The organism is Acinetobacter sp. ACIN00229 (assembly GCF_016106645.1).
In the GTDB taxonomy this organism is placed as follows: domain Bacteria; phylum Pseudomonadota; class Gammaproteobacteria; order Pseudomonadales; family Moraxellaceae; genus Acinetobacter; species Acinetobacter oleivorans.
The window spans coordinates 147,697-168,896 of sequence record NZ_JADWOM010000010.1 but is presented as its reverse complement, the minus strand read 5'-3'; the positions used below and the strand labels follow the sequence as shown (position 1 = coordinate 168,896).

Below are 21,200 nucleotides of genomic sequence, written 5' to 3'. Positions count from 1 at the left end.
TATTAAATAACAAGACTAAACATAGACTTAATCAAATATTTATAATAAATAAATATTAATAAAAATCCGATCAGTGGTGAATTTATAAAACAATATTTGTTTTTATGATCAAAAATAAAAATTCATTTTTAAAAAAAATATATAAAATCCACCCTTTTCTAATTTCCCATAGGCAATAAAAAAGCCCCAAATGGGGCCTTTAGACTATGCTTCAGAAAGCATATCTTTGCTTAGCTCTACACCGCATCCTTCTTGTGATAAAAAATGAAGTAGCTCGCATAACATACAAGAATGAAAACAATACAACAGATGAAGCCAACCTGCATCGAAGGATCAAATACCATGCTAATACAAGTAATAGCACAGAACAGACCACCCACGATTGGAGTTAAAGGAAATAAAGGAGCAGCAAAACGCAAATCTTTTGCAGTTTTACCAGATTTATACCACTGTCTACGGAAGTTGAATTGAGATACGCAAATTGCAATCCACACTACAACCATGGTGAAAGCAGCAACACCTAATAAATTCTTAAAAATAGTTTCAGGTGCAAATTGTTCTGAAAGTAAACCTGGTATAGCACCTAGCATTGTGACCACAATAGCTACAATAGGTGTTCCTGAAGGTGTAAGTTTAGAAAAGATTTTTGGTAATTGGTTTTTTGCAGAAAGCGACCACATCATACGTGAAGCAGCAAATAAACCAGAATTTGCAGCAGAGAGTAAAGCCGTAATAATCACAAAGCGAATAATATCTTCGGCATATGGGATACCAATATAATTAAACACAGTCACAAATGGACTATTACTCACCTCATTACCACTTAAACCAGCAAGCTGGAATGGTAACAATGAACTAATTACAACAATTGTGCCGACAAAGAAAATCAGTAGTCGCCAAATAGCAGCATTGATTGCTTTAGGAACTGTCTGTGCTGGATTCTCTGCTTCCCCAGCTGCCACACCAATTAATTCTGTACCCGAAAAAGCAAAATTAACAATCAGCATGGTTGTAAAAATTGGAAATAACCCGTGTGGGAACCAGCCTTGGGCAGTTAAATTGCTAAACAACGGTGCAGTTTCGTGTCCGTGATAAGGAATAAAACCAAAAATCGCCAGCAAACCCAAGCCAATAAAACAAATAATCGTGACAACTTTCACAAGTGCCAACCAAAACTCTGACTCGGCAAATAATCGCGTTGAACTAATATTAATGAAAAAAACTAAGGCACCAAAACATAATGTCCAAGCCCAAACAGAAGTAGAGGGAAACCACTCTCGAACCAGTAAAGCTGCTGCGGTAAACTCTGTTCCTAAAGTCGCGGTCCAAGTTAACCAATATAACCAAGTGATCATATAGCCTGTACCCGGACCAATATAACGACGAGCGTACTCACCGAATGACCCTGATTCTGGTACATGTACCGCAAGTTCGCCAAGACATAACATCACGGTATAGGCAATTAAACCGCCTAAAAAATAAGAAATAATTGCGCCAATTGGGCCAGCTTGGGAAATTACATCACCCGACCCTAAAAAAAGACCTGTACCTATGGCACCGCCAAGGGAGATCATCACCAAATGTCGAGTACTCATTGCTCGTTTCAAAGGTGCAGAACTTCCATGTTGCGATGCATCATTATTCCGATAATTTAATGATTGCATATAAAAAACTGTAACGACAATTTAGTAAAAAATCATTTTAGGAGAAAAAAATAAATATGCAATTATCTTTGAATAGTGAACTTATTTTAAGCAGCCCCATCCTCTTTAAATAAAATAAATAACAAAAACATAATCTTATAAAAAAACATCGTTATTTATGTATTTTAATTAACCTGACACTATTTCTATAATTTATATATTAATAAAACTCATTTATTTTAAAATATAGTATTTATATTCACCACTAGCTATATCTACTTTTAATAAAATAAATATTCGCAGAACAAACACACTATTTATTTAAATAATGAATTTCAAATTAATATACAAATAAGTTTATGAAAAAATATTTTTTAAGCAAAAAATAAAGCTCAAACCTTAAGGTTTGAGCTTTATTTAACCACTATAAAGTTTTAAAAGCTGATCGAGACTAGTTGTTCAGTCGACTGAATTGAACCTTCTATAAATTCACACATCCCATGTTCATCACAAGATAAATTTAATTGCTTATAGCTGATTGCAAAACAGTCTGAATATTTTTTGACTACAAATGGACTCATATCCGATGATAAAGGCTCGTCGTGCTTGAACAATTTAATGACTTTGCGATCATTCATTCCCAACAAATAAGTTTCATTATTTAATTTAATATGCACTACACCAGTGTGTTCAGCCACAATTGGAATCAAATAAGACTTATTCGCCAGCAGAACATCTAGAGCATAACTTTCAAACTTTGAATTAATGAGGTTGAATACCAAAATTGAGCCAAAGCTGGTCTGCAATCCTTCTTGATAATTTGCAGCGTCCTGAATTCGCTGTACTTTAATACCTAACTTTTGAAAGTCTAGCTCAGTTGCTTGCTGTGTCTTTATCAGACTACGAGTAATAGCGTGTTTAAGAGGGTTATCAAAATAACGCTCATCAAGCTGAAAATCATTTTGGCGTAATATTTTTAACAACATGTCATCATGATGAGTAAGAACATGCGCTAATACATTACGGAAGTAAAACTTACTTTGCTTTTTGACCTTACGAACCTGCTGATAAAAATAAATTTCGTCAAATTCATGTTCAATAAAATCATGCAATAAACTTGAACTTGCCAATACAGACAATGCTTCATGACCAGTAAATGGCAAATGAATCGTATGTAAGTTTGGTAATAGCTCTTTTATTTTTAGATAATGTTCACGGTCAGTCGAAAAATAAGGGTCATAAACAATGACGTATTCACGCGCTGCATCGACATCTTGCGCCTGGATTTGCATGTCTTTATTTGCCATAGCATCGAAAAACTCGGCATAGCGTCGATCTTCAACCTGCTCAGGATCAATTGAATATTGAGGCACAAATGCAATCACACGATCCATATTCAATAAATTAGAATATTTGATTGCTGCATAGCCGCCCATTGAACCGCCATAACCCACAATATTTTTAAAGCCTTCTAGAATAGGCGAAATCGCTTTTGCCAGCTCAATCATGCTCGCTTGAGGAAACCATGATTTTTGTTTTGGCATTACCCCAATAATATTATATTGGTATTTAATTAGGGACTTTTCAGCATTGATAGATAAGCCACTCGCTCGGGTAATCAAATCGCCAAAAGAGAGAACCAATGTATTAGAATCGCCTGGTAAAAAAATGGCTCTAATGTGTTCGTCTTCAAAAATAATTTGCTTATCCATGCTCACACCGAAAGAAAATTTACTCCCACATACAACGTCAAAAATGAAACAAAATAGGTGTTTTGCCAATTTATGATTGCGGAGTATCTTATTTTATAGATGCCAGTCAGATTAAAAAGCGCAAAATATGACACAATCCTTACATCCTGCCGCTCAAAAAGGCTTCAGCTCAGCTGCTGAACTTTATCAGCAAGTTAGACCTAATTATCCCGCAGAAATAGTAAGTTGGCTGCAAAATTGCCTACAAATACAGGAAAACTCTACTGTTATCGATCTTGGATCGGGTACTGGCAAATTCTTACCCTACTTAAAACAAACACATGCAGATGTTATTGCAGTTGAGCCAATTGGCGAGATGTTACAGCAGCTTCAACAAGTTTATCCTGATATCAAAACATTACAGGCTTTTAGCCATTCAATTCCTGTAGCAGACCATGAAATTGATGCCATTATTTGTGCGCAATCTTTCCACTGGTTTGACAACCTTGATACCCTAACAGAAATGTATAGAGTATTAAAACCACAAGGACATTTAGGACTCGTTTGGAATCAACGCGACGAGCGTACGGATTGGGTGAAAGCCTTAGCTGATTTTCTACTTCCTCTTGAAGGAGACACGCCGCGTTATCATAGTGAAAAGTGGAAACGTGTGTTTGAACAACAAGATTTATTCGTATTTGATAGCCTACAAACATTTACACAGTCGCAATGCGGTCCTGTCGAACAAGTCGTGAGTAAACGTTTGCTCTCTACGAGTTTTATTGCTGCAATGACTGAAAAAGATCAGTTACAACTCAAAGCACAGTTTGAAAAAATTGTTTATGATTTTACGGGATTAGGTCCTCAAGATCAGATTGATTTTCCATATGTCACATATGCATATCACTTTCAGAAAAGTACGTTACCCGTTAAATAATTAGTGAATAGGTTTGGTTGAAAGTTATGAAGAAGAAAACACCTCAAGTCATATTAATGTCTTTGCTTTGCTCTAGCCTATTACTTACTGCTTGTAAAAAAGCGGATGAGCCTGCTAAGACGGAGCAACCATCTGCCACCTCATCTACAGATCAGGTTTTAGAAAAACTAAATGAAAGACCGGTTAAGACGTTCGCTGCTACTGCTGATGATGCACACGATATTGCACGTTTAGAAGACTATGACCGCCGCTTTACAGAAATGAGCGACGAGATGGAAAATGAGTTAGCAAAAATGCATGAAGCGGGAACACTCACAACAGATTTTGAGCAACAACGTACACTCGATAATGTGCGCTCTGCTCTGACCATGTTAAAAGATTTAGATTTAAAAACCGAACAAGGCCGTTACATTCAGGGACTACTTTATCAATATTGGGAAAACCAAGAAAAACACTATAGCGATAAGCACGCGACTAAAGATGAACAGATCAATGATCTTGCCGACTATTTACAAGCGCAAAATCAATTAAAATATTGGAAAGCATCGCAACAGAAATAGGTATTACTTTACTTATAAAAAAGCCTTCATATTTATGAAGGCTTTTTTCAAATTATATATTTTGCTTTTCAACCCAATGAATTGCCTGAACACGGAATAATTCACATGCACCATCACCCGTGTCGGTTGGCGTAAGTGAAGATTTCCAGACCAAGTTTTTATCTTTAATCTCGACAAGATCCCCTTTTAGATAAACGAGATCACCACGTTTAACTTGTTTAATCTGCTGAGCAATTTCAGGGTTTGCAGGAATGATGTGCATGTTAGACACCATTTGCATTGCTTGCTCTGCTGGAACAGGTAATTTAGGAATTTTCCAGTTTAAATAGCGGTCATATTGTTTCACTGAAATATGACGTGCAATTTCAGGCTGTGCAAACAATCCCCAACTTACCGCATAGTCGATAGGAGAAAATTTAGCTTGTTCATCATTTTGATAAACTTTTGAACCCAAGATTCTGAAATTTCCTTGAAAAGGCTGTAACACAGAAATAGATTGATCTTTTTCTATCGGGTTCAAACCATTGGCAATATTATATTCACTTGAGGTCGATGCAAATGCTGAACTCATGCCAATAGCAGTCAGCAAGCCCATCATCAAACATTGTTTTTTCATCGCGTTACACCTCAAATATTGCTAGATCAAAGTGAATAGATCTTCAATTTATAGTAGCCTTAAGTGATGAAAAAAATATCGGAATTTAGTAACAATACAGATCAATTTCGTCTATTTTTGTGCTGAATTAAACAGCTTGTTAATCTTCAAAATCTATTCTCAAAGTTTCAAAACGAACCTTGCCTTGTTGGACCGCTTGTGCAATCGCTTGCTGACCTTTAGTGAGCCTTGCACCGCCACTTTTTACATCAAGTAGAATAATATTAATGTCTTCTGCCGTACCATCACCATCACGAAAATCGGTATATCCATCAAAGATAATATAGTCCACCGGATCGCCCATAAATTTTGCATCGCTTGGTAGATACTGAAATTCAGGCAAAACTGGAGCAAATTGTTCTGCCATTTTTCCTTTCAACACCGCACGGCTTGTATTTACACTTCTCTTTTGTGCTTGAGTAAGAGCTTGTTGATGCTCTAATTCAAGTTCAGCAATATATTGCTCATATTCAGCCTTAATTCGTCCATTCCGAGTGTTTGATAAAATAAGAGTAGTGATAATGATGCCAATTCCAGCACCAATAAGCATGGCAAGCCATACAGACATAAATTTTCCTTAAAAAGCGCGAATTAAGATTACAGATCTAATCATATCTAAAATAACGAAACAGCTTAAACTTTTGTCAAATGTGGTCATCTCCTTCACATAAAAAGATGCTAAGGTATAAAACATAAACAAATGTGCTGCTGAAAATAATTGGATTTATGAAAACGATACTTATTGCAAATCAAAAGGGCGGATGCGGAAAAACCATGACGGCCATTACGTTGGCAACAGCATTGGCACAAAAAGGATATAAAGTAGCATTAGCAGATTCGGACAATCAAAAATCGGCTTTACAGTGGTTAAAACAGCGCCCCGAAGGTGTCGCAAAAATTCAAAGCCTCGACTGGCGTCATGAAAAATCAATTGGTGACGCGCCTAAAAATCTGGATTATTTAATTATTGATGCGCCTGGTGCACTTTCAGGTGAACATGCTGAGCAACTCATTAGTGAAGCTCATGCCATTATTACTCCACTTCAGCCTTCATTTTTTGATATAGACAGTACTCGTCGCTTTTTGAAGCATTTACAAGATATTAAGCGTATTCGTAAAGGCAAAGTTCAGATTTTACTTCTTGCAAATCGCGTAAAACCAAATAGTGCCAGCTCAAAAGATATTCAACAGTTTTTTGAAAAAATTGAACAGGAACCTGTTGCGTGGATTGCTGAACGCACTGCATATGGCAGCTTAGCAATGCAAGGCTTAAGCATTTTTGATAAGCCTCAAAAAAACTTTATTACGATTCAAAATCAATGGCAGCCAGTTCTAAACAAGTTAGTTGAAGATAAAGCTGAGTGGTTTTAAATAACTTTTAGTCTCTAAAAAGAGATGTATAAGGTTCTTTACATTACGGCCTTAAAATTTGCCTCAGGTTATTTTTCAGTTAATATGACTTTATTCTATGTAGAAAATTAGAGAAATATTGTTCGTGCATCCATACGCTCCTAATTTACAGCGCGTTTTATTGTTTGGGCTGTTTTTTATTTTGATTTTTTTAGGATTTAATATCCTGAAATACTTTATTGTTCCTGTACTTTGGGCTGCCATCATTGCTTATATGACTTGGCCTATTTATTTAAGAATTCAACGTTTTTTTGGAGAAACCCGTAATACTTTAAATGCAACTCTAATGATTAGTCTGGTCATTTTGGTTGTTGGCGTCCCTTTTACATGCGCTATTTTTATTTTGCAACATGAAGGCCGCAACTTATATTTTGACTTACAACGTCAAGTTTTTTCAGGTCATTTAAGTGTCCCTGATTTTATTCGTGATCTTCCTTTTGTTGGAAAAGAAATTTCTCGTACACTCAATGAGTTAAATAACGACCCTAATAGCACAATTCAAAATGTTGCGGCTTGGGTACAAAGCCATTTAAGTTATGGCCGTGTACTGCTCGGTGAAATTAGTAAAAATATTGTCAAACTTGGCTTTGCCGTATTTAGCCTTTTTTTCTTCTACCGTGATGGTCAAATGATTTTGTCTCAGGTGAGTAAAGCCTTAGAAATGGTTATAGGCCCTCGCATACATCATTATCTCGATACGATTTCGGAAACGACTCGTGCTGTAGTCTATGGCGTGGGTTTAACTGCAATTGCTCAAGCTGTTTTAGCTGGATTAAGTTATTTTGTAGCAGGTGTCCCTAACCCAATGGTGCTTACCATTGCTACTTTCTTATTGGCTTTAATTCCATTTGGTACACCCATTTCCTATTTAGGTGTCGGTCTATGGTTGTTCTCTCAGGGACAAACTATGGAAGCAATTGGTGTAGTGGTTTGGGGTGTAGTGATTGTTAGTAGCTCAGATAATGTGATTCGACCACTTGTGATTTCTGGTGCTACAAAAATTCCATTCTTATTAATCATGTTTGGTGTATTAGGTGGTATTGCAAGTTTTGGATTAGTAGGTCTATTTATTGGACCTGTAATTCTGGCTATTTTACTGGCAATTTGGCGTGAATGGTTACATGAAACCATTGAGCCTGAACCTATGCCTAAAACGACTATGATTTATGATTCTGAAAATGAATCTTCTAATGATAAATAGTGATCCTATTTATTTAATTTAAAAATGTTTCTAGATACAAATTAACTATTTAAATTAACTTGTAGGTTAAACCTGCGTTTGTTTGAATCAAACAATCATATATATTTATAAGGACATCCGATCATGCAGATGTTTAATAAAATTGGCGCAGTCTGTGCGCTTACAGCTTTTTTTACGGTTGGCTGTAGTACAGTCACAAAAACTGTATCAGATACAGCTCAAGCATTAACGACAATGCATACGAAAAAAGTGGTCGATGTAAATGAAGTGACTGCCGCTGGTATTGGTAAAAAATTAGGTACGATTAGCTTTCAAGATAGCGACAAAGGTTTAATTATTACCCCTGCTCTAGCTGACTTACCAAGTGGTACACGCGGCTTCCATATTCATGAAAATGCCTCTTGTGAACCAGCTGTAAAAGATGGGAAACCGGGTGCTGCCTTAGCTGCTGGTAGCCACTACAACCCGAATCAAGCTCCTCATCACGGTACTCCAACAACTGGCCACTTAGGTGATTTACCTGCTTTAGTGGTCGATAATACTGGTGTTGCAACAACTGCTGTAATCGCACCTCGATTGAAACTTGCTGATCTTCAAGGTCGAGCTATTATGATTCATGCGGGTGGTGATAACTACTCAGACTCACCTCTTCCTCTCGGTGGTGGCGGAGCACGAATTGCATGTGGTGTGATTAAATAATTTATGTCTTTTTCAAATTGTGGGTATCTAAAAAGATATCCACAATTTTGTTAATTTATTGATCGTTACAACTTCATATAAGTCTAATAAAATCTTAAAAAATGACTGACTTTTGTGGCTAAAAAGAATAATATTTTTGAAGTAATAAAAATTTAAAGTTACATACTGCTTTCTCACGTATTCTCTAATTTAGAACAAAAGCCGTGAACTATCTGACCCAAATATTTAATAGTTTTAAGACGAACTCGATTTTAATTTATTGCCTGCAAATTTTGATTGTACTCACAGGCACAACTTTGGGTTTACTTTGGCTAGGCCATAACGAGCTCATCGTTCCCGTAACTTTAGGCGCGATTGCAGCAGCATTAACCGACTTTGATGATCGCTTAAGTATTCGATTACGTAACTTGGTTTACGTCTGCCTCCTCTTTTTTACAGTCAGTAGTATTCTTGGTTTTTTAGCTCCCTACAAAATTTTCTTTATTTTATATCTTTCTCTTTCTAGTGCTTTTTTCATTTTATTAGGCGCTTTAGGGCAACGTTATGCCACAATTTCGTTTGGCACTATTTTGCTTTCCATTTATAGCATGTTCGGTTTAGGAGAATATGCGCACTGGTACCAACAACCTACCTACTTTGTTTATGGCGCTTTGTGGTACGGCTTTACATCTATTTTGTTTTTTATTATTAAGCCGACACTTCCCTTACAAGATAAGCTCTCACAAATTTTTAAAGAAATTTCTGTTCTACTACAAGCAAAAGCACGTTTGTTTGATCCCGACAATAAAGAGAATGTAGAACAACTTTTATATGAACTGTCCTTACAAAATACACAAGTTGCTCAAAGTCTCAATCAAATACGCAGCTCCCTGCTCACTCGACTCAAGGCTTCGCGCGTCAGTAATAAAAGTATCTATTGGCTAAACCTGTATTTTTTTGCGCGGGACATTCACGAGCAAGCAACTTCTAATTATTTACATTACGAACATATTCAACAGAACTTCAGTCGTAGTGATCTTATTTTCCGTTTCCAAAAAAACCTGCGCCTACAAGCACAAGCGTGCCAAGATCTGGCTCAATGTATTTTGCATAATCGACCATCTCAGCCTTCGCAAGAAAGCCGAACGGTATTGAACCATTTGGAAAGTTCTTTAAAGGACTGGATACAACAGCATCCACAAAACTTTGAAGTTAAAAACTTAAGACTTATTTTTGATAATTTAAAGGGAATGCATGAACAGTTTGAACAACTACAATATGCACAGCCCTTCCCTGAAAATAATACTCAAACAAGACAAGAACACTTAAATTTACTTGATGATGATATTCAAGGATTTTCAGATCTGATCTTAAAACTCAGGCAACAACTTACACCACAGTCAGCCTTATTTAGACATGCCATACGAATTGCAGTTGTTTTCGCCGCAGGTTATGCCATTTCATTATTACCCTTTGCTCAGCATGGCTATTGGATTTTACTGACTAGTTTATTTGTCTGCCAGATCACTTATTTTGCGACTAAAAGCCGTCTTAAACTAAGAACTATTGGCACCCTACTCGGTGTTTTACTAGGAATACCAATTCTATATTTTGTACCGAGTATTGAAGGTCAGCTCATCATTACGATTATTTGCGGAGTCTGCTTTTTCTACTTGCGGCAAAAGAAATATGCATTGGCGACGCTTATGGCCACCCTGATGGTGCTGTTAATTTTTAACTTAAAAGGTGCAGGCTACAGCATCATTTTACCCCGTCTGATAGATACGCTGTTAGGCTGTTTTATTGCATGGCTTGCCGTAAACTTTATTTGGCCTGATTGGAACTTCCGCAATATTCCTAACAATATTAAGAAAAGTAGCAAAGCGACCTTAGATTATTTCAATGTGATTGTTGAGCAATATCAATATGGCAAAAATCAAGATATAGAATACCGCCGAATTCGTCGTGCTGCACATAATGCTCAAATCGAGCTGTCGAACATGATCTCGAGTTTAAGTGCTGAACCGAATCCAAATCCTCAACTCATTCATTACGCTTTTCGCTATTTGGTTTATAGCCACAGCCAGCTGAGCTATGTGGCAGCGTTAGGTAGCCAACGGCAGAAAATTGATGAAGAGCAGGTTTTACAATTATTACTACGCTGCCAAGAAATTTTGAGCCAGAGCGTACTTGGGCAAACCCTACCCGACCACACGCTCATTTCTCAAATATTACAAGAAATTCAGGACTTAACAGCTCAAGAACAGCTATCTGAGAAATACACCTTAGTCTTGAAACAAATCAGTTTATTATTAGAAACATTACCAGAATTGCTGATGCTTAAAGACAAGTTGTTAGAGCAAGAAATTACCTAATATTAAAAAATACCGGAATATAAATTCCGGTATTTTTTTAGTTGTTGCCTTGTTGTTGTCGCTCTTGCATTTCCTGCTTTAAAGCACTTCTTGGTTGAGTAAACCAAAGAGCAATAAAGGTAAATGCAGATAATACAAAGGCCCATAAATGAAATTGTGTATAGAGATAACGCACCAACTCAATCATTGCAAAGAAACTCATCATCAATAGCATCGAAACTGCCGCTGCAACAGTTCCTTTTGATACTTCAGATGACATGAGTGCAAAGCGATATAAGACTGAAAAGCTAATTCCCTCACCAAAACAGATGAGCGTCATGCCTGTAAGCAAAAAAGGAATTAAATAGGTTTGCCACACCACACCTAATATTAAAATGAGTGTCCCAATCAGCATAATCGGTAAGCCAATTAGAATAGTTTTACCTAAAGCGAGACGGTCAATAATTTTAATTAAGACGATATTGCCTACAATGAGACCAACAAATACTGGAAATTGAGCCAAGCCATATTGCACACTACTGAGCTTTAACTCATCTACCAAAATGATTGGAGATAAAGCGATCCAAAGCATTAAAGGCATGCCCACCAACGGTAAGGCCAGACTTAAGCCTAAAAAACGGCGGTTAGTGAATACCTTTTTAAAATCATCAAAAAGATAACTAAAAGGTTGTCGAGTTACACTGACTTGCTGACTTGGCATCTGTTTTTTCAAACCGACCCAACTGAGTAATGCCAATACAGCAATGGCGACAAAGCCCCAATGCCAAGACACATAATCAATTAAAAAGGCTCCAAGTACAGGCCCCAACAATGGTGCAAGCAATGAGATATTTGCCATGAGCGCCATAACTTTAATTGCATCACGCTCGGCAAAACTCTCTTGAATAGCGGCATAACCGACTGCGGAGATTACAGTTAAGCCAATTCCCTGCAAAAATCTTAATGCTAGAAATTGTTCTATTTGCCGCGTTAGTAAAATTAAGAAGCAGCATAGAGCAAAAAACAAAACCCCTGCTAGCAGTACTTTTTTACGTCCGAGACGATCTGACAATGGTCCAAGTAACCACGCAACTGTAGCGCCACCTAATAAATAAAATGACATTGAAGATGGTGCCCAAGTTGCACTTACACCAAAATCTTCAGTAATTGCCAACATTGCTGGCTGAATAAGGTCATTGCCAATATAAACCGCAAATTCAAATAGCACTAAGGCCAAAGGAAACATCAACGTTGTACGGTTCAACGTTGCCGTTTGAATATTTTTCATGAGTTGTACACTTCAAAATAGCGGCCAAAATGTCTCAGCAACTACATATTGAAATAAATAATGTAGTCATGACGATAACAGTATGGTCTATCAATCTTTAGTTAAGTTTTTATATGCCGTGAGAGTGCATGTTTAGAATGTGAAACACCGTATTCACAAGGTGTCTAAAACGAGAAAAAATGTATGACGTGAGATTCGGTAATTTTTACCAATTGGCTTAATTGCCGAGCGCAACAATAGCACTTTTTAAATTGATCAGCAATCATGCAATTTCAAGAAGCTTAAATTTCAGTTTTTTGCACTAAAATACCCACAAATTCTTATTGTGCATAAACTCAAAGTTATCCACATATTCGATAAAAAATTAAGCACTAAGGACAAGGATTAACTTGAAAGTCTGGGGCATCTTGTCCTTGTGTACATTGATAGCTTTGCTTTTTATTCACAATTTTCCAGACTTGCTGGTCTCGCTTTAATAAATATTCTGTACGGACTTTTGTTATCGCATCTTCGCTCGGATCTGTTTGTAAAATAGTGACTTGAGCATTAGAGGGATCATCTGCTGCATTCATTTGCTGTGAAATATCCAAATTGTTTGCATCATTTAAGAGATCGGGCTGATCAAGTAATACCGCTTGTATCGGGCTATCAGCAAGTTGAGCAGAAGAATTTTTCGCTGGAGTACACGCCGTTAGCGTTACAAGGCTAAAAGCAATCAGCAAACTCATTTTTCTCATACGTGATCTCTTAGATTTACTCAAATTTAATGCTAAAGACTACAAATAATTTTTTCCGTTCTACATTGTAAATGTGTTCATCTTTAATGTGGAAAATAAAATGATGCATCAAATCAATATTAGTGACTTTTAATCAATAATATTTTTCCAATTCATACATTTTTCAATAAGAGTAAATTCCGTAAAGTACACATCAAATTTAGGAATTTAATTAGAGTAACTCTCATGAGCAATATTTTAGTGATTAATGGCGCCAAACAATTTGCCCATTCAAATGGTGAATTAAATGACACGCTTACAACATTGGCAACCGACCATCTCACTGAACTAGGCCATGAAGTTCAAGTGACTCGTGCAGATAGCGACTACAATGCAGAAGCTGAAGTAGAAAAATTCTTATGGGCAGATGTTGTTATTTATCAAATGCCAGGTTGGTGGATGGGTGCACCTTGGACTGTAAAAAAATATATTGATGATGTATTTACGACAGGTCACGGTTCACTTTATGTAAGTGATGGTCGTAGCCGCTCTGATGCTTCAAAAAAATATGGTTCAGGTGGTTTAATTCATGACAAAAAATATATGCTGTCACTCACTTGGAATGCCCCAATGGAAGCATTTGACGATGCAGATCAGTTCTTCCACGGTTTAGGCGTAGATGGTGTTTATTTACCATTTCATAAAGCTAATCAGTTCTTAGGCATGGGGACATTACCGACTTTTATTGTAAACGACGTGATTAAAATGCCTGACGTTGATAGTTATGTTGAAGAATATAAAGCACACTTAAATAGTGTATTTGCAGCAGCTTAATAAGGAGAAATCGATGCTAACCATTATTGCAGAAATTCGCACCAAATCAGCTGGGCAGCATCGTCAAAACGTGTTGGATGCTTTTCAAAAAATTATTCCAACTGTTTTAGCGGAAGATGGTTGTCATGGTTATGAACCTTTAATTGATCACAAATCAAATGCGAGCTTCCAAACTCACGAGCCTGACACAATTGTGATGTTAGAAAAATGGGCAAGCGTTGCTCATCTTGAAGCACATTTGGCTACACCTCATATGCAAGCACATCATGAAGCAGTTAAAGATGATGTTATTGATGTCAAAATTAAAATTTTAGAAAGCGGCGTATAATTTAGCCCATAAAAAAAGACGATATATTTATCGTCTTTTTTTGTTTTATGAGCAAAGCTGTGTTTGGAATCCTCTAGAGCCTTTCCCTCTCGCACACTGATAGCTTTTTTGCTTATTCTGCAACTGCCACTTTTCATCGACTAATTTAAATGCATATTCTGTTCGAATGGCAGAGACAGAGTCATCCATTAAACCTGTTTGAATGACAACAATACGGGAAACCGTTGGAGATTCTACACGGTTAAATACTTGCTGAACTGAGGTATTGTTATGCTCTTTTACAATCTCAGGTTGAGCTTTAAGTACTTGTTGCATTGGGGTTTCGGAACCCACAAAAGGAATTAATTTACTGGTCGTCGCACACCCAGTGAAAAGTCCTGTGCAGAGCGCTGAAATTAAAAATAAACGTTGCATTTTTATCACCAAAAACAAAAGGCATAGCTTTATGATGCTATGCCTTTGTCGGTTACTCTGTAGAAACTATGTAGTCCTACAAAATAGATCTAATTTAAAGATCAAATAATTTACCTGGGTTCATCAAACCATTCGGATCAAATACTTTCTTCAAAGCTTTCATATATTCAATTTCTTCAGGCGAACGTGAATATTCCAAATATGGCTTTTTCGTCATACCTACGCCATGCTCGGCAGAGATTGAACCATCGTATTTTTTCACGGTATCAAACACATATTTATTCACAACCTGACACTTCGCAAAGAACTCATCTTTAGTTAAGTTTTCAGGTTTCAAAATATTTAAGTGCAAATTACCGTCACCGATATGACCGAACCAGCAAATTTCAAAATCAGGATAGTTCTCTTGAACAATTGCATCAATCTCACGAATAAATGCAGGCACGTGAGTAATTAACACTGAAATATCGTTTTTATATGGAATAAACGGCGCGATTGATTCAGAGATATCTTCACGTAATCGCCATAAACTTTCCACTTGGTCAAGACTCTGGCTCATTACGCCATCAAGTACCCAACCCTGCTCCATACAATGCTCGAAAATTTCCATTGCTTTATCGAGAATCGGCTCATATGGCGCTTCAAACTCAAGCAATACATAGAATGGACATTGAGTTTCAAATGGGCGTTGTACATGTCCATGATCTAAAACTTTTTGCATTGCAAGTTCACCAAAGAACTCAAATGCAGTTAAGTCGATGTCTTTTTGGAAAGCATGTAATACAGGCATTACTGCATCAAAGTCAGGAACACCTAAAACTAAAACTTGTAAATTTTGTGGTTGACGCTCAAGTTTAATTTCAGCTTCGGTCACTAAACCTAATGTACCCTCACCGCCAATAAATAAATGCTGTAATGCATAACCAGTTGCATTTTTAACCATGCCTTTGTTTAAACGTAAAATATCGCCTTTACCAGTGACAACAGTTAAACCAAGCACCCAATTACGTGTCATGCCGTATTTAATAACTTTAATACCACCAGCATTGGTACCGATATTACCGCCAATCTGACTAGAACCCGCTGACGCGAAATCAACCGGATAATACATACCTTGCTCTTCAGCATAGTTTTGCAATTGTTCAGTCACTACACCAGCTTGCACTCGTACCATACGATCTGCTGGGAAGAACTCAAGAATCTGGTTCATTTTGTCCATGCTAATGACAATTTCACCATTGGTTGCTACAGCACCAGCAGAGAGACCAGTACGACCGCCTGACGGTGTAATCGCAATATTAAACTGGTTCGCAAGCTTTACAACTGCCTGAACTTGTTCAGTGGTCGATGGAAAAACGATGACCGATGGGTTCGGATTAAAATGCTTGGTATGATCTTTACCCCAGTTTTCGAGACTATCAGCATCGGTTTTAATACGGTTTTCACCGACGATTGCTGTTAATTGGGTGAGTAACTCAGGTGTTAAAGCGACTGGAGCATTCATCGTTTGCAGACCTAGCAAGAAGTAAACTATGGTGGGAATATGACTTCATATTTTCAGGGTTCTCACCTGAGCAAAGCCATAATGTTCAAGGAACTCCTATATTCTACATGCAACAGCTCAAGCGATAAAGTTCAGAATAGAGATACTGTCACTACAAAACATGTTTAACGTAAATAAATGCTTTTCTATGGGACTTCCAGAGAAAAATCTCATACCAAACCTATTCTAAATTAATCACAAGCCATAAATAGAAGTGATTAGACATAGATAAAATTGCCATAAGACGATGGCGCAAACGAAATATCTATAGTACCGACCATTATGTTATGATAGCGCCACCAAATTTGGCCTTTGTAGCGGAGCCGTAATGAGCCAACATCTTTCACTACCTAAAGATAAAATCCGTTTCCTTTTGTTAGAAGGCGTTCACCAAAACGCAGTCGATACTCTAAACGCTGCGGGTTACACCAATATTGACTATCGCAAAACTGCTCTTGAAGGCGAAGCGCTAAAAGAAGCTGTTAAAGATGCTCACTTTATTGGTATTCGTTCGCGTACCCAATTGACTGAAGAAGTTTTCGAAGCTGCAAATAAATTGATCGCAGTGGGCTGTTTCTGTATCGGAACAAACCAAGTTGATCTTAAAGCAGCTATGGCACGTGGTATTCCTGTATTCAACGCACCGTATTCAAATACGCGTTCGGTTGCAGAGCTTGTACTTGCTGAAACAATTCTTCTTCTTCGCCGTGTTCCTGAAAAATCGGCGGCTTGTCATCGTGGTGGTTGGGACAAGTCTGCTGTCGGTTCTTTCGAAACTCGTGGCAAAACTTTAGGTATTGTAGGTTACGGTTCCATCGGTTCTCAGCTTTCTGTTCTTGCTGAAAGCTTAGGTATGCATGTGATTTATTACGATGCAGTAACTAAATTACCAATGGGTAATGCTCGCCAAGTTGGTTCGTTAGACGAACTTTTAGCGACTGCTGATGTAGTTACATTACATGTGCCTGATGTTCCATCTACACGAAACTTCTTCACTAAAGCACAATTTGCAAAAATGAAAGAAGGTGCAATCTTCCTAAATGCTGCACGTGGTACATGTGTAGTGATTGAAGATTTAGCGGATGCCATCAAATCTGGTCATATTGCTGGTGCAGCGGTTGACGTATTCCCTAAAGAACCAAAAGCAAATGGCGAAGAGTTTGTTTCTCCACTTCGTGGCTTAGACAATGTGATTTTGACTCCTCACGTTGGTGGTTCAACCATGGAAGCGCAAGCAAACATCGGTTTAGAAGTTGCAGAGAAATTTGTTGCTTACTCTGACAAGGGTATGACGCTTTCTGCGGTAAACTTCCCAGAAATCGCGTTACCATTGACTGCTGGTCAACACCGTTTATTGCATATCCACAAAAACGTACCGGGCGTATTGTCTAAAATCAACAACTTGTTTGCTGAGCAAGGCATCAACATTTCTGGTCAATCACTCATGACTAAAGGTGACATCGGTTACCTCGTAATGGACGTTGACGCTTCTGCTTCTCACGAAGCTTTAGATATGTTGCATGAAGTTGAAGGTACAATTCGCGTGCGCGTATTGTTCTAATACGAACTGTAAATTTAAAAGCCACAGCATTGTCTGTGGCTTTTTTATGGACATTTACATTATCATGTGAAAAGTATACCAATCGATCAAATAATAAAATGTCCAGTTCGAACCAGAAATCTCAGCTACATGCGTTGGGTTTTCTTATTCTCGCTATGCTGAGCGTACAAAGCAGCGCATCTTTAGCTAAATTTCTGTTCCAGAGCTTTCCCACCCTTACCGTTTCAGCAATGCGCTTATGCTTAGGTGCAATTATTCTTGCCTTTATTTTTAGAATTTGGCGAATTAATTTTAGTCAGGTCCGCTGGAAAGCTATTTTAGCGTATGGCTTTGCTCTTGCAGGAATGAACGCGCTTTTTTATCTGTCAATTGAACGGTTACCCATTGGTATTGCAGTTGCTTTTGAATTTATTGGTCCCTTAAGTGTGGCCTTATACCATGCACGCCAAAAATATGATTTTGTTTGGGTCAGTTTAGCGATTGTTGGCCTCATTTTACTTTTCCCTTTCAATCAGGCTCATAGTCTGGACTGGATCGGAGTATTATTTGCGGTTAGTGCTGGCGCATGTTGGGCACTTTATATTATTGCTGGACAGAAACCTTCAGGTATATCAGGCAATCACACTGTGTGTTTAGGAATGAGTGTGGGCGCATGCATCTTATTACCCATTACTTTTTTCTCAGGCTCAATAGGGCAAGTTATAGAGCTCCCCTATCTTGTTTATTTTATTGGTTTGGCAATTTTAGCCAGCGCCTTACCCTTTTCTTTAGAAATGCTAGCCCTACGTAATTTAACGCCCTTAAGTTTCGGAACATTGATGAGCCTAGAGCCCGCAGTTGCTGCACTTTCTGGTTTTATCTTTTTAGGTGAATATTTGTTATGGAATCAATGGTTGGCACTAGCAACAATTATTGCAGCTTCGGTCGGTTGTACCATAACTACCCAAAAAGCACGTCAGGAACGCGAAAAAACAGTAAGTTAAACCGACTAAAACCACGAGTTAAAACATGGCATTCGCTATAATTAACCCTTGTTAGTTTTAAATAATATTAGATGAGGCCCTAGGGTATTTCCATGCAGAATCTTCCCATTATTGCTGTGCTATATATGATTCTGTCGATGGTCTCATATCAAATCAGTGCTTCATTTGCTAAGCAGCTTATTGCAATATTAGACCCTCTTACCGTTACAGTTTTAAGGCTGAGTTTTGCAACGGTTATTGTCGCCATCATGTTCCGCTCATGGAAAATCTGGTCACGTTTACCCTATTTAAAATGGCGTGATTTATTGATGTACTGCGCATCTTTGGGTCTCATGAATATTTTATTCTATACGTCGCTTGGAAAGTTACCTCAAGGGATTGCCGTGGGCTTAGAGTTCATTGGTCCATTAGGTCTAGCTCTACTCTCTATTAAACAAAAGAGTGACTACATTTGGGTGGCATTTGCGATGTTAGGTATTGCACTGATGGTGCCTTGGCAAGACCCAACGCAACACCACTTTTCCTATATCGGTGCTGCCTGCGCGCTAGGTGCTGGACTTTGCTGGGCATTCTATATTTATTTTGGTCAGAAAGTTGTGACCCAAAATATAGGGATGCACGCTTTAACCATTGGAATTGGATTATCTGCTCTAACCTTACTACCGATTAGCATCTGGCATAATGCCCCTGCATTACTTGAAACACAGTACTGGGGTAAAGCATTACTTATTGCTATTTTAGCGACCGCTATTCCATATGCACTTGATTTAATGGCACTCAAACAACTTACTAAATTAACTTACGGCACCCTAACGAGTTTAGCACCAGCATTGGCAGCATTAACGGGTTTCTTATTACTTCACGAGGAAATCAGCATGCTGCAATGGGTGGCTTTAGGTTGTGTAATGTTGGCATCAATTGGGGTGACTTTAAGAAGTACTAAAAAAGTAGCGTAGTTAAATACTATTACTGCTTTTTATACTTTTTATATTCCTTTAAATACTTATTACCGAGTGTTTCTTTTTCACTATCTTTAAGAATTTTTCCCGCCTGTTGAAAAAATTTATGCTCTTCTTCTTTTAAATGATGATGAACTTTTTCACTCAACTGTTTGGCAGTTGCTAACCAGCTCGGACTACTCATATCGGTTTTTTCGAGCTGCTCGACCAACTCATCCATTTCATGATGCTCAGATAAAGCATGTCTCGTAATATCTAAACCGACATCATCAAACATTAAAGGAATATAGAGATAACGGTCTTCAGCAACTGAATGGGCATAAAGTTCATTTTTTAATGCATCAAATAGTTCTTTTCTTTCTTCAGTTAAACCATGTGTCTGAATAAGTTGTTCAGAAAGGTTACGTTGATTTTCATGGCTTTCTCTTAATGCTTCGAAAATATTCATTCTCTTCCTCATTTTTAGCTAAAAAATCTTTTTTATTTCAAGGTTTATCATACGTTGAAATTTATAATGTTTAAGTAGCTTAAAATGAGACTATTTTTTACACAGTTTTCTTTCTAGTAAACTTCTGTAATGATTTTTATATTTCTAATTTTAAATGATACATAAAAGTATGAACTGCATTTTAGAGACAGCTCATACTTTTAATCTTATTTAACCCGTAACAAACATTTGATAGCCCAAACGGCAAATCAGAATACTCACCAAAATTAAGAAGATAATACGAACAAATCCACTACCGTATTTAAGCGCGGTACGTACCCCAACAACAGAACCAAGCACGTTTGCAACAGCCATCATTAAACCAATATGCAAAATAGCGTGACCTGTCGGAATGAGGAAACTCAAAGCAGCTAAGTTCGTCATAAAGTTACCGATTTTTGACAAAGCTGAAGCATGCAAGAAATCAACTTGTAAAAAACGGATAAAGAAGAAAATAAAGAAACTACCTGTGCCTGGCCCAAAAATACCGTCATAAAAACCAATCGCTAAACTACCTATAGCGGCTAAAATCAGCATTTTATTGGTAATTTTTTGCTCAGTGTGAACCTGTCCGAAGTTCTTTTTAACTAGCGTATAAACGGCAATCACAATCAACATCACGAACACGAAAGGACGTAATACCGATTGAGGAATAAGCGATAGACAAGCTGCACCAGCAAAAGAGCTAATCAGAGCACAAATGGCAATAACTGCTAAAAGCTTCCACTGCAATTTTACTTTCTTAGCAAATGTATAAGCAGCCGATGCAGTACCAAAAATGGATGAGACTTTATTGGTACCAATCACCGTAGCAGTCGACATGTTAGGAAAAGTGCTCATGATCCCGGGAATCTGGATGAGTCCACCGCCACCCACAGCAGCATCAATTGCTCCCGCAGTAAACGCAAAAAAGATCAAACTAAGGATAACATCCCATTCCATGCCCATGCTCTATACT

The 21,200-nt window shown here is 37.6% G+C and carries 21 protein-coding genes; 11 read left to right on the top strand and 10 right to left on the bottom strand.

All coding sequences use genetic code 11. The features are described 5' to 3' along the window. Nucleotides 1–236: 236 nt before the first annotated feature. Together I7H67_RS11480 and I7H67_RS11475 are read right to left on the bottom strand one after the other, a co-directional pair. Nucleotides 237–1,664: an amino acid permease gene (locus tag I7H67_RS11480; protein ID WP_049837415.1), complete on the bottom strand. Its 1,428-nt coding sequence runs from the start codon at nucleotides 1,662–1,664 to the stop codon at nucleotides 237–239. A gap of 413 nt (nucleotides 1,665–2,077) precedes the next feature. Then, nucleotides 2,078–3,355: a hypothetical protein gene (locus tag I7H67_RS11475; RefSeq protein ID WP_198307896.1), complete on the bottom strand. Its 1,278-nt coding sequence runs from the start codon at nucleotides 3,353–3,355 to the stop codon at nucleotides 2,078–2,080. Nucleotides 3,356–3,482: 127 nt separating this feature from the next. On the opposite strand from I7H67_RS11475, the gene I7H67_RS11470 reads away from it, so the two are divergent. After that, entirely contained in the window at nucleotides 3,483–4,271 is a 789-nt protein-coding gene (locus I7H67_RS11470) for a class I SAM-dependent methyltransferase (protein ID WP_049837417.1), read from the top strand. A gap of 26 nt (nucleotides 4,272–4,297) precedes the next feature. Continuing rightward, entirely contained in the window at nucleotides 4,298–4,831 is a 534-nt protein-coding gene (locus I7H67_RS11465; RefSeq protein ID WP_198307895.1) for a hypothetical protein, read from the top strand. A gap of 52 nt (nucleotides 4,832–4,883) precedes the next feature. Here the strand turns inward: I7H67_RS11465 and I7H67_RS11460 are convergent, their stop codons facing one another. Both I7H67_RS11460 and I7H67_RS11455 read right to left on the bottom strand, forming a co-directional pair. Beyond that, a complete protein-coding gene (locus tag I7H67_RS11460; protein WP_013196738.1) occupies nucleotides 4,884–5,447 on the bottom strand; it encodes a hypothetical protein in 564 nt (187 codons plus the stop codon). A gap of 139 nt (nucleotides 5,448–5,586) precedes the next feature. Beyond that, on the bottom strand, nucleotides 5,587–6,054 hold the full coding sequence (locus tag I7H67_RS11455) for a Holliday junction resolvase-like protein (RefSeq protein WP_002116954.1): 468 nt from the start codon (nucleotides 6,052–6,054) through the stop codon (nucleotides 5,587–5,589). A 158-nt stretch (nucleotides 6,055–6,212) separates the two neighbouring features. On the opposite strand from I7H67_RS11455, the gene I7H67_RS11450 reads away from it, so the two are divergent. From I7H67_RS11450 to yccS, 4 genes are all read left to right on the top strand, one after another. Next, complete coding sequence (locus tag I7H67_RS11450; protein WP_151822872.1) at nucleotides 6,213–6,857, top strand: ParA family protein; 645 nt, start codon at nucleotides 6,213–6,215, stop codon at nucleotides 6,855–6,857. Between the two features lie 124 nt (nucleotides 6,858–6,981). After that, entirely contained in the window at nucleotides 6,982–8,097 is a 1,116-nt protein-coding gene (locus tag I7H67_RS11445) for an AI-2E family transporter (RefSeq protein WP_151828075.1), read from the top strand. A 129-nt stretch (nucleotides 8,098–8,226) separates the two neighbouring features. Next, the gene (sodC, locus tag I7H67_RS11440; protein WP_107880605.1) at nucleotides 8,227–8,796 is read left to right on the top strand and encodes a superoxide dismutase family protein; all 570 of its coding nucleotides are present in this window, start codon (nucleotides 8,227–8,229) and stop codon (nucleotides 8,794–8,796) included. Between the two features lie 203 nt (nucleotides 8,797–8,999). Next, entirely contained in the window at nucleotides 9,000–11,150 is a 2,151-nt protein-coding gene (gene yccS / locus I7H67_RS11435; protein ID WP_151827783.1) for a YccS family putative transporter, read from the top strand. A 37-nt stretch (nucleotides 11,151–11,187) separates the two neighbouring features. Here the strand turns inward: yccS and I7H67_RS11430 are convergent, their stop codons facing one another. After that, nucleotides 11,188–12,417, bottom strand: a complete 1,230-nt coding sequence (locus tag I7H67_RS11430; RefSeq protein WP_198307894.1) for an MFS transporter — start codon at nucleotides 12,415–12,417, stop codon at nucleotides 11,188–11,190. 371 nt (nucleotides 12,418–12,788) lie between these two features. Beyond that, a complete protein-coding gene (locus I7H67_RS11425; RefSeq protein WP_005301067.1) occupies nucleotides 12,789–13,154 on the bottom strand; it encodes a hypothetical protein in 366 nt (121 codons plus the stop codon). A 225-nt stretch (nucleotides 13,155–13,379) separates the two neighbouring features. Between I7H67_RS11425 and I7H67_RS11420 the strand changes: the two genes are divergently transcribed. Beyond that, nucleotides 13,380–13,967: an NAD(P)H-dependent oxidoreductase gene (locus tag I7H67_RS11420; RefSeq protein WP_198307893.1), complete on the top strand. Its 588-nt coding sequence runs from the start codon at nucleotides 13,380–13,382 to the stop codon at nucleotides 13,965–13,967. Between the two features lie 13 nt (nucleotides 13,968–13,980). Continuing rightward, entirely contained in the window at nucleotides 13,981–14,295 is a 315-nt protein-coding gene (locus I7H67_RS11415; protein ID WP_049837422.1) for a putative quinol monooxygenase, read from the top strand. 45 nt (nucleotides 14,296–14,340) lie between these two features. Here I7H67_RS11415 and I7H67_RS11410 read toward each other — a convergent pair whose 3' ends face one another. Beyond that, nucleotides 14,341–14,709 carry a hypothetical protein gene (locus I7H67_RS11410; RefSeq protein ID WP_192836277.1) on the bottom strand — a complete coding sequence of 123 codons (369 nt, stop codon included), beginning with the start codon at nucleotides 14,707–14,709 and terminating at the stop codon, nucleotides 14,341–14,343. A 94-nt stretch (nucleotides 14,710–14,803) separates the two neighbouring features. Continuing rightward, nucleotides 14,804–16,213: an FAD-binding oxidoreductase gene (locus tag I7H67_RS11405; protein ID WP_144732849.1), complete on the bottom strand. Its 1,410-nt coding sequence runs from the start codon at nucleotides 16,211–16,213 to the stop codon at nucleotides 14,804–14,806. A 367-nt stretch (nucleotides 16,214–16,580) separates the two neighbouring features. Between I7H67_RS11405 and serA the strand changes: the two genes are divergently transcribed. The 3 genes from serA (at nucleotide 16,581) to I7H67_RS11390 (ending at nucleotide 19,752) form a co-directional block, all read left to right on the top strand. Continuing rightward, nucleotides 16,581–17,813 carry a phosphoglycerate dehydrogenase gene (serA, locus tag I7H67_RS11400; protein ID WP_004789759.1) on the top strand — a complete coding sequence of 411 codons (1,233 nt, stop codon included), beginning with the start codon at nucleotides 16,581–16,583 and terminating at the stop codon, nucleotides 17,811–17,813. A gap of 98 nt (nucleotides 17,814–17,911) precedes the next feature. Then, nucleotides 17,912–18,796, top strand: a complete 885-nt coding sequence (locus I7H67_RS11395) for an EamA family transporter (protein ID WP_151988669.1) — start codon at nucleotides 17,912–17,914, stop codon at nucleotides 18,794–18,796. 92 nt (nucleotides 18,797–18,888) lie between these two features. Further along, entirely contained in the window at nucleotides 18,889–19,752 is an 864-nt protein-coding gene (locus I7H67_RS11390) for an EamA family transporter (protein ID WP_198307892.1), read from the top strand. 10 nt (nucleotides 19,753–19,762) lie between these two features. Here the strand turns inward: I7H67_RS11390 and I7H67_RS11385 are convergent, their stop codons facing one another. Together I7H67_RS11385 and I7H67_RS11380 are read right to left on the bottom strand one after the other, a co-directional pair. Continuing rightward, nucleotides 19,763–20,203, bottom strand: a complete 441-nt coding sequence (locus I7H67_RS11385) for a hemerythrin domain-containing protein (protein WP_198307891.1) — start codon at nucleotides 20,201–20,203, stop codon at nucleotides 19,763–19,765. A gap of 210 nt (nucleotides 20,204–20,413) precedes the next feature. Then, nucleotides 20,414–21,190, bottom strand: coding sequence for a sulfite exporter TauE/SafE family protein (locus tag I7H67_RS11380; protein ID WP_005301047.1), 777 nt, complete (start codon nucleotides 21,188–21,190; stop codon nucleotides 20,414–20,416). Between the last annotated feature and the right edge of the window lie 10 nt (nucleotides 21,191–21,200).